We start from the raw sequence: 16,667 nt of genomic DNA, 5'->3' as shown, positions 1-16,667 counted from the left end.
ACCGACACCGAATTCGACGGCCTACTGCAACACGCCGTGACTACTGTCGCGGGAATCGACTGGCACAGAGTGGTGCCACAGCAAGGTGCTTTTCCTTCATTTGCCAGTCCGCCCGGCCGGTCGTCGGGGCCCAAAACCCAGGAGATGATGCTTGTGACCGCGGTGATCCGTCCGACCGACGAAGCGACCGGCGCTACCGAGATCCCGGCGGTGACGCTTCCCCGGGTATCGAGCGGGACCGAGATCGTCGGCGCGCCCGCCGGCACCGCGCCGGCCCTGCTGTCCTGGGTGCTGGAGGTGGCCGAGCTGACCCGGCCCGATCGGGTGGTCTTCACCGACGGGTCCGACGATGAGTGGACGCGGCTCACCGACCACATGCTCGGCACCGGCACCATCGTCAAGCTGGCGGCCAAGGAGAATTCCTACTACGCGGCTTCCGACCCGACCGACGTCGCCCGGGTCGAGGACCGCACCTACATCTGTTCGGTCGATCGCGCCGACGCCGGGGCCACCAACAACTGGATGGACCCGGCCTCGATGCGCTCGATCATGACGGGCCTCTACGAGGGCTGCATGGCCGGCCGGACGATGTACGTCGTGCCTTTCTGCATGGGCCCGTACGACGCGGCCAACCCCAAGCTCGGCGTGGAGATCACCGACTCGGAGTACGTCGTCGCGTCGATGCGGATCATGACGAGAATGGGGACCCGGGCGCTCGAATTGATCAACCAGGGCAATCCGTGGGTCAAGGCCCTGCACTCGATCGGCGCGCCGCTCGCTCCGGGTGAGCAGGACGTGCCGTGGCCGTGCAACGCCACGAAGTACATCGTGCAATTCCCGGAGGAGCGGACGATCTGGTCGTTCGGCTCCGGCTACGGCGGCAATGCCCTGCTGGGCAAGAAGTGCTACTCGCTGCGGATCGCCTCGGTGATGGCCCGCGACGAGGGCTGGCTCGCCGAGCACATGCTGATCCTCAAGATCACCTCGCCGGCCGGCAAGGTGGACTACATCGCCGCCGCGTTCCCCAGCGCCTGCGGCAAGACGAACCTGGCGATGCTCGAACCGACCATCCCCGGCTGGAAGGTCGAGACCCTCGGCGACGACATCGCCTGGATGACGTTCGGCGAGGACGGCCGGCTGTACGCGGTCAACCCCGAGTACGGCCTGTTCGGCGTCGCTCCGGGCACCGGTTGGAACACCAACCCGAATGCGATGCGCACTATCGCCCAGGGCAACTCCTTGTTCACCAACGTGGCCCTGACCGACGACGGCGACATCTGGTGGGAGGGGCTGTCCGAGGAGCCGCCCGCGCACCTGACCGACTGGAAGGGGCGCGACTGGACCCCGTCGGGCCTGGATGCCGATGGGAACAAGCTGGCCTCGGCCGGTGAGCCGTCGAGCCACCCCAACTCGCGGTTCTGCACGCCGATCACCCAGTGCCCGATCATCGCGGACGAGTACTTCGAGCCGGTCGGCGTGCCGATCTCGGCGATCCTGTTCGGTGGGCGCCGCAAAACCACGATCCCGCTGGTCACCCAGTCCCGGGATTGGCAGCACGGCGTGTTCATGGGCGCCACCTTGTCGTCGGAGACCACCGCGGCCGCGACCGGCGCCGTCGGCGTCGTCCGCCGCGACCCGATGGCCATGTTGCCGTTCATCGGCTACAACGCCGGCGACTACTTCGCCCACTGGATCGACATGGGCAAGGGCGCCGACGCGACCAAGCTGCCCAAGATCTTCTACGTGAACTGGTTCCGCCGGGATGCCGACGGCGGCTTCCTCTGGCCCGGCTTCGGAGAGAACTCACGGGTGCTCAAGTGGGTGATGGAGCGTCTTGACGGGACGGCCGCGGCCGTCGAGACGCCGATCGGACATGTGCCGGGTGCCGGTTCGCTGGACGTCGAGGGCCTGGGGCTGACGGCCGAGCAGGTGGCTGCCGCCCTCAAGGTGGATCGGCAGGAATGGGCGGCAGAGATCCCGCTGATCGAGGAGTGGTTCGCCAAGATCGGTGATTCGGTGCCGACCTCCCTGCGCGACGAACTGGATGCCTTGAAGTTGCGGCTCGGCCTGAGCTGACGCCGCCCGGGCCCGGCCGGTCACCTCTCGATGACCCGACCGGGCCCGGCGGCGACGGAACACATACCGACGCCGTCGTCGGGTCCGCGCCGAACCCGGCCAGCCAACCCGGTGATTCTTCGCCTCCGAACGGCATGAATCGGACTCGGACGATCAGCAGGCCGCGATTCGTGGTTTCCTAGTCCAGACAGAACGTTGGGCCGCGGGGTGGCGTCCGGGGCCCGCGGCATCCGAGGTCGCCCCAATGGTGGCGGGCGGGTCTAGGGGATAGCTGGTTGTGGTGACACAGTCGCGGAACGGTGAGCGGCGCGGGGGGTCCTGGTGGCGCGCGCCGATGTCCCGGCGCGACCTCGACGAGGACGACCAGTCGGTCGTCATCAACGACGCGATGGGCCCGTTCTGCGGGCTGGCCGCGATCATGTTCGCCATCGTGTCGGTCGTCCAGTTCAAGTTCGACGCGACGCCGGGCTCCGTGTGGTCGTCGGCATTGGCCGCGCTCACCGGCGTGTTCCTGGCGGCGTCGTTCCTGGTGTTGCACAGCGGGCGCGGTGACGTGCTGCGGCGCAATCCACTGAAGGTCGGCGCGGTGATCACCGCGTTGGTCGCGGCGAACCCGATGGTCTACATCGTCGGCACGGGCGTGACCTACCCGGCCATCGGCATGCTGTTGGTGATCGTCGCCCTGGGCGCACTGATCCACAACCGGTACTGGGCGGCCGCCTGCATCGGCTTCGTCGACGTCTACTGGATCCTGTGCGCGATTGCGTTCGGAGTCACGGGCGTACCGCCGGCCACCTTCGTGTCGCAGATGATCAAGGCCAACGCGTTGGCCATCGTGCTCAACATCGCGCGGCGGCGCACGGTCCGCCGCTTCGAGACGGCCCAGCGCGAGGTGCACCGGCTGGCCACCACCGACGAGTTGACCGGGCTGGCCAACCAGCGGGGGTTGTACGAGGTCGTCCGCGACCTGCCGGTCAAGCTGCGCAAACAGGGCCTGGATCTGACCGTGGTCTACGTGGACCTCGACGACCTGAAGACCGTCAACGACCGGTACGGGCACGCGGCGGGTGACGCGCTGATCCGTTCGGTCGCGGACGTTCTGCGGTCCGCCTTCCGGGAACACGACACCATCGCCCGGATCGGCGGCGACGAGTTCGCCGTGCTGGTGACCAGTGCCGGCGTCGAGGATGCCGCCATGCTGGTCGAGCGGGCGCACCAGCGGCTGGTCGACAAGGGCATCTCGGCCAGCATCGGCAGCGCCAGCGCGTCGCCCGCTGCGCCGGACTTCGACACGAACCTGCTCCTCGAGCGGGCGGACGCAGCCATGTACGAGGCCAAGTCGATCCGGAAGAACGGGCTCGCCTGAACCGTCGCCGGTCGCCGCTTGCCGACCGGCCGGACTCGGCCGCCGGCCGGGTCGATCTCGCGGAGTCGGCCGGCGGCTACTCGTCGACGGGCGTCTGGTCCGGGTGCCGCCGGAACAGCTTGCGGAGCAGGAACACGACGATGATGCCGGCCACGATCGGCACCACCCGCTTGAGGATGGGGGTCGCGGTCGCCGACCAGAGGTCCAGCTCGCCGCCGCCCGCCGCCCCGCCGCCATGGGCGGTGCCGGCGCCGACCGGGGCCGGCGCCGCCGGTGCGACGTAGTCGGCGGCGACCTCGTCGGGGTTGGTGACGTCGACGAGTTCGGCGCCGCCGGCGTCGTGCCCGGCCAGCTTGGTGGACACGCAGTCGGCGAACTGGCCGATCAGCTTGTTGCCCACGTCCACCATCACGCCGCGACCGAACTGGGCCGGCCGGCCCGTCAGCGACAGCGTGGTCACCAGGTCGACCTGGGTGCGATTCGGGGCCAGCGCGGTGGCCGTGGCGGTCACCAGCATCGCCGCCGTCGACGTGGACCCGCCGGCGTTGCCGGTCGCCTCGATCTTGGCCCGGTGGGCGGCCTCGTCCTTCTCCACGATCCGGGCGTGACCCTTGTAGGTCATCCGGATCGGCCCGAGCTTGATCTTCACCGAGCCGCTGAACTCGTCGCCGTCGACGTGCTCCAGGATCGCCCCGGGGAAGCACGGACCCACCTGTTCCATGTCCAGCAGGGTGGTCCAGGCCTTCTCGACCCCCACCGGGACTTCGAACCGGTGCTCCAGCTCCATGCCGACCTCCGCGATCGTCAGAGGCCGAGGTCAGGCGACCGCGGCGACGGTCTGATCGTATGTCGCGCCCTCCGACGCCGCCGCCCTGCCGGCGGACGACGGCCCGCCGGCGCCCTCCACGCCGACAACGTCGCAGGTCCCGACCATTGCAGGTCCGAAGATCGGACGTGCCTGAGGTCGATTACCCGAACGTTCCGTGTCACTATCGAAGGCACAGAACTCGCGGCGTTCGCGTGCGATCCACCCGGCCGGGAGTTCGTCAGCCACCGTCAACGCCGACGGGCCCGTGGTGGTCACCATCCAGGGCGCGTCGCCGGCACGGTTCCGGAGACCCCGGAGTCGGGCCCGACCGAGTGAGGAGACGTGCATGGCAACGGAGCGGGCACCCTCGGACCCCGCCCTTGGGGCGGCCGACCCGTACACGCCGACATCGGTGGTGCAGGCCGCCGCGCGAGGTGCGGCCGGCCTGCGCGGCGCACCCACCCCGTCGGAGGTGATCGCCGGCCTCCGGGCGACCAGCCACGGCGAGGACCTGGTCCAGGTGCTCTCGCCGGAGGGGGTGTTCACCCCCCACGAGGACTTCCCGGTGCAGGTCACCGGTGAGCTGCTCCGCGGGCTCTACCGGGACATGGTGCTGGTCCGCCGGTTCGACCGGGAGGGCAACGCCCTGCAACGGCAGGGCCAGCTGAACATCTGGGTGCCGCTGCTCGGTCAGGAGGCCGCCCAGGTCGGCGCCGGCCGCGCCATGCGTCCCGCGGACATGGCCTTTCCCTCGTACCGCGAGCACGGCGTGGCCTGGTGCCGCGGCATCGATCCGACCGAATTGCTCGGCATCTTCCGCGGCACCGACCAGTGCGGCTGGAACCCGAAGGACACCCGGTTCAACAGCTACACGATCGTCATCGGCAACCAGGTGCTCAACGCCACCGGCTACGCGATGGGCCAGAAGCTCGACGGCGTCATCGGCTCGCGGGGCGACGAACACGAGGAGCCGGCGGACGGTGCGCCGGCCAGCACCGACGAGGCGACCATCGTGTTCTTCGGGGACGGCGCGACCAGCCAGGGCGACGTGCACGAGGGCATGGTGTTCGCGGCCGCCTTCGACGCGCCGATCGTCTTCTACTGCCAGAACAACCAGTGGGCCATCTCCGAACCGGTCAGCAAGCAGTCCCGGGTCCCGCTCTGGGAACGCTCCACCGGGTACGGGTTCCCCGGGGTCCGGGTCGACGGCAACGACGTCATCGCCTGCCTGGCCGTCACCCGATGGGCGCTGGACGAGTGCCGCTCCGGCAACGGCCCGGTGATGATCGAGGCGTTCACCTACCGGATGGACGCGCACACCACCTCCGACGACCCGACGCGATACCGGATGGCCGCCGAGGAGGAGCACTGGAAGCTGCTCGACCCGATCGAGCGGGTCCGCGCCCACCTGGCCCGGGAGGGTCTGGCCGACCAGTCGTTCTTCGACGAGGTCGCGGCGGAGGCCGACGCCCTCGCCGAGCGGTTCCGGACCTTCTGTGTGCAGATGCCCAAGCCCGCACCCGACCGGATGTTCGCCCACGTGTACTCCGATCCGCACGCGGGACTCGAACGACAACGACGTGAGCACGCCGAGTACCTGGCCGGCTTCGCGGACGGGGGCACGGTGCTGACCGAGGCGGGCGAGGCCCGATGACGACGACCACGACGACGCTGGCCAAGGCGCTCAACGCCGGCCTGCGCGCCGCGATGGAGGACGACCCCAGGGTCATCGTGATGGGCGAGGACGTCGGCCGGCTGGGCGGCGTCTTCCGCGTCACCGACGGCCTGCAGAAGGACTTCGGCGACCACCGGGTGATGGACACCCCGCTCGCCGAGTCCGGCATCGTCGGCACCGCGGTCGGCCTGGCCATGCGCGGGTACCGGCCGGTCGCCGAGATCCAGTTCGACGGGTTCGTCTTCCCGGCGTTCGACCAGATCTCCTCGCAGGTCGCCAAGATCACCTACCGCACCCAGGGTGCCTGGTCGATGCCGATGGTGATTCGCATCCCGTTCGGGGGCGGCATCGGCGCGGTCGAGCACCATGCCGAGTCACCGGAGTCCTTCTTCTGCCACATCGGCGGGCTGCGGGTGGTCGCCTGTTCGAACCCGCAGGACGCCTACGACATGCTCCGGGCCGCCATCGCCTGCGACGATCCGGTCATCTTCTTCGAACCCAAGCGCCGGTACTGGGAGAAGGGCGACCTGGACACCGAGCTGCATCCCGGTCGCCGGCCGGGTGACGCCTGGCCGCCGGCCTGCTTCACCAGCGCGGTGCGCCGGGCCGGCACCGACGTGACGGTGGTGTCCTACGGCTCGTCCATGCCGGTGCTGCACGCGGCGGCCGACGCGGCGCAGGCCGAGGGCCGGTCCCTGGAGCTCATCGACCTGCGCACGCTGTCCCCACTGGATCTGGACCCGGTGATCGAGTCCGTGCGCAGGACCGGGCGACTGGTGGTGGTGTCCGAGGCGCCGCGCGAATCGTCCATCACCTCCGACATCGCCGCCCGGGTCACCGAGGAGGCGTTCTACTCGCTGGCCGCGCCCGTCCTGCGGGTGGCCGGATACGACACCCCGTACCCGCCGAGCCGGGTCGAGGACGAGTACCTGCCCGACCTGGACAAGGTGCTGCACGCCGTCGACCGCGTGCTGGCCTACTGACCCCCCCGAATCGTGACTGAGGAATCGTGACTCCACCCAGTGCAACCGCTCGGCTCGAGACGTTCCGCATGCCGGACGCCGGCGAGGGCCTGACGGAGGCCGACATCATCGGCTGGCGGGTCGCCGTCGGCGACACCGTGACCGTCAACCAGATCATCGTCGAGATCGAGACGGCCAAGGCGGCCGTCGAACTGCCGTCCCCGTACGCCGGCCGGGTGCACGCGCTGCTCGCCGAGCCGGGCGCGACCGTCGAGGTCGGGACCCCGATCATCACCATCGAGACCGGCCCCGGCGCGGACGGCGCCCCGAGCGGTGGGTCGACCGCGACCCCCGCGGCGGCCACGCCCGGCCCGACGGCCGAGTCGGCCGGTTCCAAGATCGGCGAGGTCACCGCGGACGGCCGGATCGCCACCCTGGTCGGCTACGTGCCCGCGGGCCGGTCGGGCGGCCGCCGCCCCCGGCGCGACGCGGCGGTCCGGCCCGATGAAGCCGCCCCGACCCGGGCCGAGCCCGACCGCCCCGGCCCCGCGCCGGCGGCCGCCCCGGCACCCGCGGCACTCGGGACACCTCCGGCGGGCGCCCCGGATGCCGACCGCACCGGGGCCGCGCCGTTGGCCACCCCGCCGGTCCGCAAGTTCGCCAAGGACCTGGGCATCGACCTCCGGTCCGTCCACGCCGCACGCAGCGACGGAGTGATCACCCGCGAGGACGTCGAGCACGAGGCCGCCGCCCGGCAATCTTCCGCCGGGCCCACCGGGGCGGCCGGTCCGGCCGCTCCCCGGGTCGAGGCGTCGGCTCGGGAGCGGCGCCTCCCGGTGACCGGCGTTCGCAAGGCCACCGCCGTCGCCATGGTGGCCAGCGCGTTCACCGCACCCCACGTCACCGAGTTCCTGACGATCGACGTCACCCCCCTGACCGAGCTGCGGGAACGCGTCCGGTCCCGGGCCGAGTTCGCCGGCGCCGCGCCCACCCCGCTGGCGTTCGTCGCCCGCGCGGTCTGCCTGGCCGCCCGACGGACGCCGGAGATCAACTCGGTGTACGAGGTCGGCGCCGACGGTCACGACCGGATCGTGGTCAAGGACTACCTGCACCTGGGCATCGCCGCCGCCACCGACCGCGGGTTGATCGTGCCGGTGATCCGCGACGCCGACGCGATGACGGTGCCCCAGCTGGCGACCGCGCTGGCCGACCTCACCCAGACCGCCCGCGCCGGGCGCACCTCGCTGGCCGCGCTCACCGGCGGGACGTTCACCATCACCAACGTCGGCGTCTTCGGCATCGACACCGGCACCCCGATCATCAACCCGGGGCAGTCGGCCATCCTCGCCGTCGGCGCGATCAAGGACGCGCCGTGGGTCGTCGACGGGCAGTTGGCGGTGCGCAAGGTGTGCCAGCTGGCGCTGTCCTTCGACCACCGGGTGATCGACGGCCAGCAGGGATCCGAGTTCCTGGCCGACGTCGGCGCCGTGCTCGCCGATCCGGGGCTCGCGCTGGTCTTCTGAACCCGGCCGGGGCCCGGGTCGGCTGACCCGGTTCAGCATCGGCGCGTGTCCGGTCTGGCAGAGCCGGAACTCCGCGCGCAAGATGGTCAGGGCGTGACCGGGCCGATCAGTGGTCCGGGTCGGCGCAGACCTGAATGGGGTGCCAGATGAGCACTGTGAGCCCGGTGGGGACCGTGCGCAACGCGTTGAGCGGCTACAACAATCTGTCCCAGTACCGCAAGGACACCTGGTCGACCCTGGAGGAGGCGGCCGAACGGCTCGCCTCCGCCGCGGCCGCCGACCGTCCGTTGGACGCCCACGTCGACCGGGTGCAGGAGCTGATCGACCGGCTCAATCCCATCGAGCGGTACTGGGCGTTCCCCGGGCCGCAGGCCTTCCAGTCGGGCCGTCGGCTGTTCACCGCTGGCAAGTACACCCGGTTCTCCCGGGCCGTGGCCAGCGTCAGCCGGGCGCTGGCCAGCGACTCCTTCCGCAACGGCATCCCCTGGTCGGTGGCGGCGGCGATCACCGACCAGCTCGACCACCCGGGTGCGATCGCCTCGACCGCGCAGGCTCAGCGGCCCTACTTCGAGGTGCTGGTCGTCGAGGACATGACCGAGGCGCAGGAACGCGCGCTGCGGCAGGAACTGCGGGCCTGGCGCCGGCCGGACGACGAGTTCATCTACGAGATCGTCGTGGTGCCCAGCTTCGAGGACGCCGTCATCGCCGCCCGGATCAACTTCGGGCTGCAGGCCGTCGTCATCAAGCGACGGTTCGCCCAGCACTCCGGCCGGGACATGAGCGCTGTCGCGCACTTCGTCGACGACCGGTCCCCGGGCGCCCTGATGGATCATTCCGCGGACGAACGGGCCGAGATGCTCGGCCAGGCCCTGATCGGGGTCCGTCCCGAACTCGACCTGTACATGATGACCGAGATCACCCTGGAGGACGTCGCCGCGTCCGTCAGCCATCACTTCCGCCGGATCTTCCACTCCCGCGAGGGCACGCTCGAGCTGCACCTGAGCCTGCTCGGCGGCATCCAGGAGCGCTACCAGGCGCCGTTCTTCAACGCGCTGCAGAAGTACAGCCACCGGCCGACCGGCGTGTTCCACGCGCTGCCCATCTCCCAGGGCAAGTCGATCGTGAACTCGCACTGGATCAAGGACATGATCGACTTCTACGGCCTGGAGATATTCCTGGCCGAGACGTCGGCGACCTGCGGCGGGTTGGACTCGCTGCTGGAACCGACCGGCCCGTTGCGGGACGCGCAGGACCTGGCGGCCCGGACGTTCGGCTCGCGGCAGACCTACTTCGCCACCAACGGCACGTCGACCGCGAACAAGATCGTCTGTCAGGCGCTCGTCGGGCCCGGCGACATCGTGCTCGTCGATCGCAACTGCCATCAGTCGCACCACTACGGGCTGATGCTGTCCGGCGCGCACGTCATCTACCTCGACGCGTACCCGCTGAACGAATACTCGATGTACGGGGCGGTGCCGCTGCGCACGATCAAGGCCCAGCTGCTGGCGCTGCGCCGGGCCGGCAAGCTCGACCGGGTCAAGATGCTGATGCTGACCAACTGCACGTTCGACGGGATGGTCTACGACGTCGAACGGGTCATGCAGGAATGCCTGGCGATCAAGCCGGACCTGGTGTTCCTGTGGGATGAGGCGTGGTTCGCCTTCGCCCGCTTCCACCCGGTCTACCGCCCGCGCACCGGCATGCACTCGGCCGGCTCGCTGCTGGGCAAGCTGCGCGACCCGCAGTACAAGAAGGTCTATCAGGCGTGGAGCGATCAGATCCGCGGCGCCTCGGACGAGGAACTGCTGGACACCCGGTTGATCCCCGACCCGGCCCGGGCCCGCGTCCGGGTGTACGCGACCCAGTCGACGCACAAGACGCTGACCTCGCTGCGCCAGGGGTCGATGATCCACATGTTCGACCAGGACTTCGGGCAGAAGGTCGAGGAGACCTTCCACGAGGCGTACATGGCGCACACCTCGACGTCACCGAACTACCAGATCCTGGCCTCGCTGGACCTGGGCCGCCGGCAGGCCGCGCTCGAAGGCTTCGAGCTGGTGCAGAAGCAGGTCGAGTACGCGATGCGGCTGCGGGACGCGGTGGACAACCACCCGCTGCTGCGCAAGTACATGCGGTGCCTGACCACCGCCGACCTGATCCCCGAGCAGTTCCGCCCGTCGGGCATCGGCCAGCCGCTGCGCTCCGGCCTCAAGAACATGCAGATGGCCTGGCGCACCGACGAATTCGCACTCGACCCGAGCCGGATCACCATCTACATCGGCGCCACCGGCATCGACGGCGACACGTTCAAGCGCGTCTACCTGATGGACCGGCACGGGGTGCAGATCAACAAGACCTCCCGGAACAGCGTGCTGTTCATGACCAACATCGGCACCACCCGCAGTTCGGTGGCCTACCTGATCGAGGTGCTGGTCAAGATCGCCCGGGAGTTCGAGGAGGTGCAGGCCGACATGAGCCTGGCCGAGCGGGCCGCGCACGAACACGCGGTCCGGCGGCTGACCAGCGCATCCGCTCCGCTGCCCGACTTCTCCGCCTTCCACGACGCGTTCCGCCCGGATACCTCGGACGACCCGACCGTCCGGACGCCCGAGGGCGACGTCCGGCGGGCGTTCTTCCTGTCCTACGACGACGCCCTGTGCGAATACCTGATGCCGGCGCAGCTCCGGGAGAAGCTCGAAGGCGGCCACGACATCGTCTCGGCGACATTCGTGACCCCGTACCCGCCCGGGTTCCCGGTGCTCGTGCCCGGGCAGCTGTTCAGCCTGCGGATCCTGGACTACATGGACAGCCTGGACACCTCCGAGGTGCACGGCCTCCGGGCCGACCGCGGCTACCGGGTCTATACCGACAAGGCCCTGGAGATCGCCCAACAGACCCGCCGCGACCCGCACGGCGACCCCGCGCTCGCGGTCGCCGACTGAGCCCGGTCCGGGCCGACCGGCCCAGCGATGCGGACCGGGTCCGGCGGCAATGCCGCGGCCAGCCGCCACTGATGAGGCCCGGCCGCGCTGATCAAAGTCCCACTTACGCGCCAGATATGTCCGGTTCCGTGAGTCAAAGATCAGCGAAGGGATGAATGACCGGCGTCGGCTACGGCGTGTGAGCGCCTGGGCCGAGACCGACTACGCTCCGTCGAAGTTTCAGAATTCTTCAGATCTGCAGCGGAAACCTGTAACGGCAGCGCCCCGGACGTCGATATACCGATGACCCCGGACAGCTGCCGGACCCCCGACCTGGCAGCCGTGCGGGGTCTTCACGTTCATTGCCCTGCTGTGGTGCTCGATGGTGGCCTCGCAAGCTCGGCCAACTAGGCTCGGCCCGGTGTCCGACGCACCGCTGGCCATCCAGATGCTCCACGACCGCATTCTGATCAAGATGACGTCGTCGGGCGGGGAACGCACGACCAGGACGGGCATCCTGATCCCGGCCACCGCGGAGGTGGCCAAGCGACTCGTCTGGGGCGAGGTGGCCGGGGTGGGGCAGCACGTCCGGTCGGTGAAGACCGGCGAGCGGGTGCTGTTCAGTCCCGAGGACCAGTACGAGGTCGAGGTCGGCGGCGAAACCTACCTGGTGCTGCGCGAACGTGATCTGCAGGCCGTCGCCTCCGAGCGCACCCGCGGCGGGACAGGGCTTTACTTGTAGTAGCAGGCCTGCACGGACAGCGCACACTTGGTACGGGACAGCACGACGCCGGCAACCCGGGGAGAGACCCGCCATGGACAGCTACGACATGATCGTCATCGGCTCGGGACCGGCCGGGCAGAAGGCGGCGATCGCCGCGGCCAAGCTCGGCCGGCGCGCCGCCATCGTCGAGCGGCGGGACATGGTCGGCGGGGTCTGCATCAACACCGGCACCATCCCGTCGAAAACCCTGCGCGAGGCCGTCCTCTACCTGACCGGGCTCAACCAGCGCGAGCTGTACGGCCAGTCGTATCGGGTCAAGCAGGACATCACCATCTCGGACCTCTCGGCGCGTACCCAACACGTCATCGGTCGGGAGATCGACGTCATCCGGAACCAGCTGGCGCGCAATCACGTGCACATGTACGTCGGCACCGCCCGATTCACCGATCCGCGCACCATCGTGGTGACCAACGAAGCCGGCAATTCGATCGAGCTGCGCGCCGACAAGATCGTCATTGCGGTGGGGACCAAGCCGGCCCACCCGAGCACGGTCGATTTCGACGGGGAGACCATCGTCGACTCCGACCAGATCCTGAGCATCGCCAAGGTCCCGTCGTCGATGGTCGTGGTCGGGGCCGGGGTCATCGGCATCGAGTACGCCTCGATGTTCGCTGCATTGGGCACCAAGGTGACCATCATCGAACGGCGCCCGACGATGCTCGATTTCTGCGACAAGGAGATCATCGAGGCCCTGCAGTACCAGCTGCGCGAGCTGGCCGTCACCTTCCGCTACTCCGAGACCGTGCGGGAGGTGCAGAAGCATCCGGCCGGCACTCTGACCGTGCTCGAGTCGGGCAAGAAGATCCCCGCCGACACCGTCCTCTACTCGGCCGGCCGGCAGGGTCTCACCGACGAACTCAACGTCGCCGCGGCCGGCCTGGCCGCGTCCAACCGGGGCAAGGTCGAGGTCAACGAGAACTTCCAGACGGAGGTCGGCCACGTCTACGCGGTCGGCGACGTCATCGGCTTTCCCGCGCTGGCGGCCACCGCCATGGAACAGGGGCGGCGGGCGGCGTATCACGCGTTCGACGAACCCGTCGGGAGCAAGCTCGGCGAACTCCAGCCGATCGGCATCTACACCATCCCCGAGCTGAGCTTCGTCGGTCGCACCGAGGAATCGCTGACCAGCGCCAACGTGCCGTTCGAGGTCGGCGTCTCGCGGTACCGGGAGCTGGCCCGCGGCGCCATCCTGGGCGACTCGTACGGGATGCTCAAGATCCTGGTGCACGCCGAATCCCGGGAACTGCTCGGCGTGCACGTGTTCGGCACCAACGCCACCGAGCTCGTGCACATCGGGCAGACCGTGATGGGCTGCGGCGGCACCGTCGACTACCTGGTCGACACCGTCTTCAACTACCCGACGCTGGCCGAGTCCTACAAGGTCGCCGCGCTGGACGCCGTGAACAAGATGCGGGCCATCGCCCGGGTGACGCAGACCGGGCCGTATCACCCGCTTCCCGAGTAAGCCGCGCGGGGTTCTCTCAGAGAGTGACTTCTGCCATACTCGCCTCTCGGAGATTACTCCGAATGGGGGGCGATGCGAATGAGTAGTCACATTCTGCGACGATTGGTGGTGGCCGTCGTCAGCACGGCGCTGGTCGTGCTGGTGCTGCCCGGCGCCGTCGCCGCGGCGACTCCGGACCTGCCGGTGCTGGTCTCGCCGGTGGACGGCGCGACGGCCGCCGGCACCTCGACGACCCTGCAGGTCACCGCCGGCGACCCCGATGGCGGCACCCTGAATGTCAGGTTCGAGGGGCGGGTACGCGGCGCCACGGTGCCCGGCGGGACGGGGGAGAAGTTCTCGGTCGTCGTGCTGCCGGACACCCAGAACTACACGTACAACAACCGCCAGGGCACGATCACGGCGCAGTCCCAATGGGCGGTGGCGAACCGCTCGGCCCTGAACATCGCCTTCGTCGCCCAGGTCGGCGACCTGGTGAGCAACCATGATCAGCCGGCCCAGTGGGTCAACGTGTCCAACGGGCTCAAGCCGTTGGACGACGCCGGCATGCCGACCAGCGTCGTGCCCGGCAACCACGACTTCGACAACGCCACCGGGGCCGTCGGCCTGTACGACACCTACTTCCCGGTTTCGCGCTACGCCACGGCGAACTGGACACCGGCGACCGCCCGCTACGGCGGCTACTACGGGCAGAACCAGTTCGGCGCGGACGCCGCCGATCGGCGGAACATGAACAACTACGCCCTGTTCAGCGCCGGCGGCACGGACTTCCTGATGCTGAACCTGGAGTGGGAGGCGCCGCAGGGCGTGCTCGATTGGGCCGGCCGGGTGCTGACCGCGTACCCGGACCGCACGGTCATCCTCACCACGCACAGCTTCGTGTCGATCTCCGGCGGGTTGCGGACGACCGCGCAGCGGCCCGGCGGCACACCCCCGGCCACCCTGTGGAGTTCGTTCATCGCCACGCACTGCCAGGTCAAGCTGGTGCTCAGTGGTCACGAGCACCTGGGCGACCTCGGCGAGGCCCGCCGCAGCGACACCAACTCCTGCGGACAACCGGTTCAGGAGATCCTGACCGACTACCAGGACCGAGCGAACGGCGGCAACGGCTGGCTGCGCTACTACACGTTCGACCCCATGGCCGGCACGATGACCGCGACCACCTACTCGCCCACCCTCGGTCAGTTCGAGACCGATGCCGACTCGGCCTTCACCGTTCCGTTCCCGCTGGCGACCCAGGTCCCGGCGCCGTTCGCCGCCATCGGCACCGCGACGATCGCCTCCGGCGGGACCGCGAGCGTCCCCTGGACCGGCCTGGCCGACGACACCACCTACGAATGGCGCGCCGTCGTCGACGACGGCAGCACCAGCCGCACCGGGGACACCTGGACGGTGCGCACTCCGCCGCGGGCGCAGGTGCTTGCCGACACCTTCCGCCGCACCACCGCCACGGGATGGGGGACGGCCGACTCGGGCCAACAGTGGGCGAGCTCGGCCGCGTCCGCGTTCGCCGTCGACGGAGAGTGGGGCACGATCACCGTGCCGAAGGGGGCCGGCCGGGCGATCCGCCCCGCCGGCGTGCTGCTCGGCGATGCCACGGTCGAGGCCGATCTGCGGACCGGCGCGCCGTCGAGCGGGTCCGGCACCTACCTGTGGCTGATCGGCCGGGAGGCCGGCGCGGTGAGTTACCGCGCCAAACTCACCCTGACGGCCAACGGCGTCACCACCCTCTCGTTGACCCGTAGCAACAACGGCACCGACACCACCCTGGCGACGGTGCGCGTGCCCGGCCCGGTGGCCGTCGGCACGACACTGCGGCTGCGCTTCGAACAGTCCGGCAGCACGCCGACCACGTTGCGCGCGTCGGCCTGGCCGGCGGCCGGATCCCAGCCGGCGGACTGGATGCTGACCACCACCGACGCCACCGCCGCACTGCAGAATCCCGGCGGGTTCGGCATCGACAGCTACGTGTCCAGCACCGCGACCGCCGGCCAGACGATCCAGGTCGACCGGTACTCAATCACCCGTCCCGGGTCGGCCCCGCCGCCTCCGCCACCCCCCCCCACCGGCCAACGTCGCACCGACCGCGGTCATCGGCCCGCCCGTGGTCTCCGGTCGGGCGGTGACGCTGGACGGCGGCGGATCGGCGGACACCGACGGCACGGTGACCGGCTGGCGGTGGTCGTTCGGCGACGGCACCACGGCCGACGGGACGAGCGCCACCCACACGTTCGCCGCCGACGGCACCTACCCGGTGACCTTGACCGTCACCGACGACGACGGAGCCACCGGGACCGCAACGGCCTCGGTGACGGTGGCCGCGCCGCCACCGCCGACCACCGACGTGGTCCGGGATGCCTTCGGCCGCGACGTGTCCGGGGCGTGGGGCACCGCCGAGACGGGTGGTGCGTGGACGGTGCAGGGTGCGGCCGCCCGCTACTCGGTCGCGGACGGCGCCGGCCGCCAGGTGCTCGGCACCGCCGGCAGCACGGCGGAAAGCGCACTCGGCTCGGTCGCGGCCACCGGATCGGACACCCGGGTGCGGATCGCCTGGAGCCGCACCGCAGCGGCCGGCACCCTGTACGCCACGGTCGTCCCGCGGGCCGTCACCACGGCCGCCGACTACCGGGTCAAGGTCGTCGTGGGATCGAACGGGCGCCCGACGCTGTACCCGATCAAGCGGGTCGGAGGGGTCGAGACCAACCTCGCCATGATCACCCTGCCGATCACCGTCACCGCCGCCACGTCGTACTCACTGGCGATCCGGTTGGCGCCGAGCGGCGCGTCGACGGTGCTGTCGGCCAAGCTGTGGCCGACCGGCGCGGCGGAACCGACGGCCTGGCAGGTGAGCGCGACCGACGGGACCGCCGCCTTGCAGGGCGCCGGCTCGGCCAAGCTGAGCAGCTACCTGTCCAGCTCCGCGACCGCGCCGGTGACCACGACGTTCGACGATCTGGTGATCAGCCGGCTCTGAGCGCCTCCGGGCGCCCCGGCCTGTGGGCCGGTCAGCCGGCGAGCAGGTCGGCCGGGGCCTCCGCCAGGTCGACCGGTTCGAGGCCGAGCAGCCTTTCCAGGTCGGCCGGCGAATGG

Annotated in this window: 10 protein-coding genes and 1 pseudogene; 10 read left to right on the top strand and 1 reads right to left on the bottom strand. The window is 70.1% G+C overall.

From position 1 onward, the window contains the following. The first annotated feature begins 201 nt into the window (after positions 1–201). Both ACILSK_RS18810 and ACILSK_RS18805 read left to right on the top strand, forming a co-directional pair. Positions 202–2,076: a phosphoenolpyruvate carboxykinase (GTP) gene (locus ACILSK_RS18810; protein ID WP_395728775.1), complete on the top strand. Its 1,875-nt coding sequence runs from the start codon at positions 202–204 to the stop codon at positions 2,074–2,076. A gap of 334 nt (positions 2,077–2,410) precedes the next feature. Then, on the top strand, positions 2,411–3,442 hold the full coding sequence (locus ACILSK_RS18805) for a GGDEF domain-containing protein (protein ID WP_395728709.1): 1,032 nt from the start codon (positions 2,411–2,413) through the stop codon (positions 3,440–3,442). A gap of 76 nt (positions 3,443–3,518) precedes the next feature. Here ACILSK_RS18805 and ACILSK_RS18800 read toward each other — a convergent pair whose 3' ends face one another. Next, a complete protein-coding gene (locus ACILSK_RS18800; RefSeq protein ID WP_395728708.1) occupies positions 3,519–4,229 on the bottom strand; it encodes an SRPBCC family protein in 711 nt (236 codons plus the stop codon). A gap of 367 nt (positions 4,230–4,596) precedes the next feature. Here ACILSK_RS18800 and pdhA point away from each other — a divergent pair, with 367 nt between their 5' ends. The 8 genes and pseudogenes from pdhA to ACILSK_RS18760 all read left to right on the top strand — a co-directional run bounded on the left by pdhA (position 4,597) and on the right by ACILSK_RS18760 (position 16,551). Then, entirely contained in the window at positions 4,597–5,904 is a 1,308-nt protein-coding gene (gene pdhA, locus ACILSK_RS18795) for a pyruvate dehydrogenase (acetyl-transferring) E1 component subunit alpha (protein WP_395728707.1), read from the top strand. Then, a complete protein-coding gene (locus tag ACILSK_RS18790) occupies positions 5,901–6,908 on the top strand; it encodes an alpha-ketoacid dehydrogenase subunit beta (RefSeq protein ID WP_395728706.1) in 1,008 nt (335 codons plus the stop codon). The genes pdhA and ACILSK_RS18790 overlap by 4 nt, the downstream gene beginning before the upstream one ends. Before the next feature lie 68 nt (positions 6,909–6,976). Beyond that, positions 6,977–8,410, top strand: a complete 1,434-nt coding sequence (locus tag ACILSK_RS18785; RefSeq protein ID WP_395728774.1) for a dihydrolipoamide acetyltransferase family protein — start codon at positions 6,977–6,979, stop codon at positions 8,408–8,410. A 146-nt stretch (positions 8,411–8,556) separates the two neighbouring features. Then, positions 8,557–11,352 (top strand): aminotransferase class I/II-fold pyridoxal phosphate-dependent enzyme, encoded by a 2,796-nt coding sequence (locus tag ACILSK_RS18780; RefSeq protein ID WP_395728705.1) that lies wholly within the window; start codon positions 8,557–8,559, stop codon positions 11,350–11,352. 400 nt (positions 11,353–11,752) lie between these two features. Beyond that, complete coding sequence (locus ACILSK_RS18775; RefSeq protein ID WP_395728704.1) at positions 11,753–12,073, top strand: GroES family chaperonin; 321 nt, start codon at positions 11,753–11,755, stop codon at positions 12,071–12,073. Between the two features lie 73 nt (positions 12,074–12,146). Next, positions 12,147–13,580, top strand: a complete 1,434-nt coding sequence (gene sthA / locus ACILSK_RS18770; protein ID WP_395728703.1) for a Si-specific NAD(P)(+) transhydrogenase — start codon at positions 12,147–12,149, stop codon at positions 13,578–13,580. Between the two features lie 72 nt (positions 13,581–13,652). Continuing rightward, positions 13,653–14,570, top strand: a pseudogene (locus tag ACILSK_RS18765) (metallophosphoesterase); the annotation flags it as partial. Positions 14,571–15,681: 1,111 nt separating this feature from the next. Beyond that, positions 15,682–16,551, top strand: a complete 870-nt coding sequence (locus ACILSK_RS18760) for a PKD domain-containing protein (RefSeq protein WP_395728773.1) — start codon at positions 15,682–15,684, stop codon at positions 16,549–16,551. Positions 16,552–16,667 lie beyond the last annotated feature (116 nt).

The sequence above is a fragment of the Nakamurella sp. genome, assembly GCF_044224575.1.
GTDB lineage: Bacteria > Actinomycetota > Actinomycetes > Mycobacteriales > Nakamurellaceae > Nakamurella.
The sequence above is the reverse complement of the archived record's forward strand: the minus strand, read 5'-3'. Positions and strand labels throughout refer to the sequence as shown.

Bases quoted from the DNA above. Each gene is read 5' to 3' on its own strand.
- ACILSK_RS18805 (WP_395728709.1), top strand. From the start codon at position 2,411: ATGTCCCGGCGCGACCTCGACGAGGACGACCAGTCGGTCGTCATCAAC.
- ACILSK_RS18800 (WP_395728708.1), bottom strand. From the start codon at position 4,229: ATGGAGCTGGAGCACCGGTTCGAAGTCCCGGTGGGGGTCGAGAAGGCC.
- pdhA (WP_395728707.1), top strand. From the start codon at position 4,597: ATGGCAACGGAGCGGGCACCCTCGGACCCCGCCCTTGGGGCGGCCGAC.
- ACILSK_RS18790 (WP_395728706.1), top strand. From the start codon at position 5,901: ATGACGACGACCACGACGACGCTGGCCAAGGCGCTCAACGCCGGCCTG.
- ACILSK_RS18785 (WP_395728774.1), top strand. From the start codon at position 6,977: ATGCCGGACGCCGGCGAGGGCCTGACGGAGGCCGACATCATCGGCTGG.
- ACILSK_RS18780 (WP_395728705.1), top strand. From the start codon at position 8,557: ATGAGCACTGTGAGCCCGGTGGGGACCGTGCGCAACGCGTTGAGCGGC.
- sthA (WP_395728703.1), top strand. From the start codon at position 12,147: ATGGACAGCTACGACATGATCGTCATCGGCTCGGGACCGGCCGGGCAG.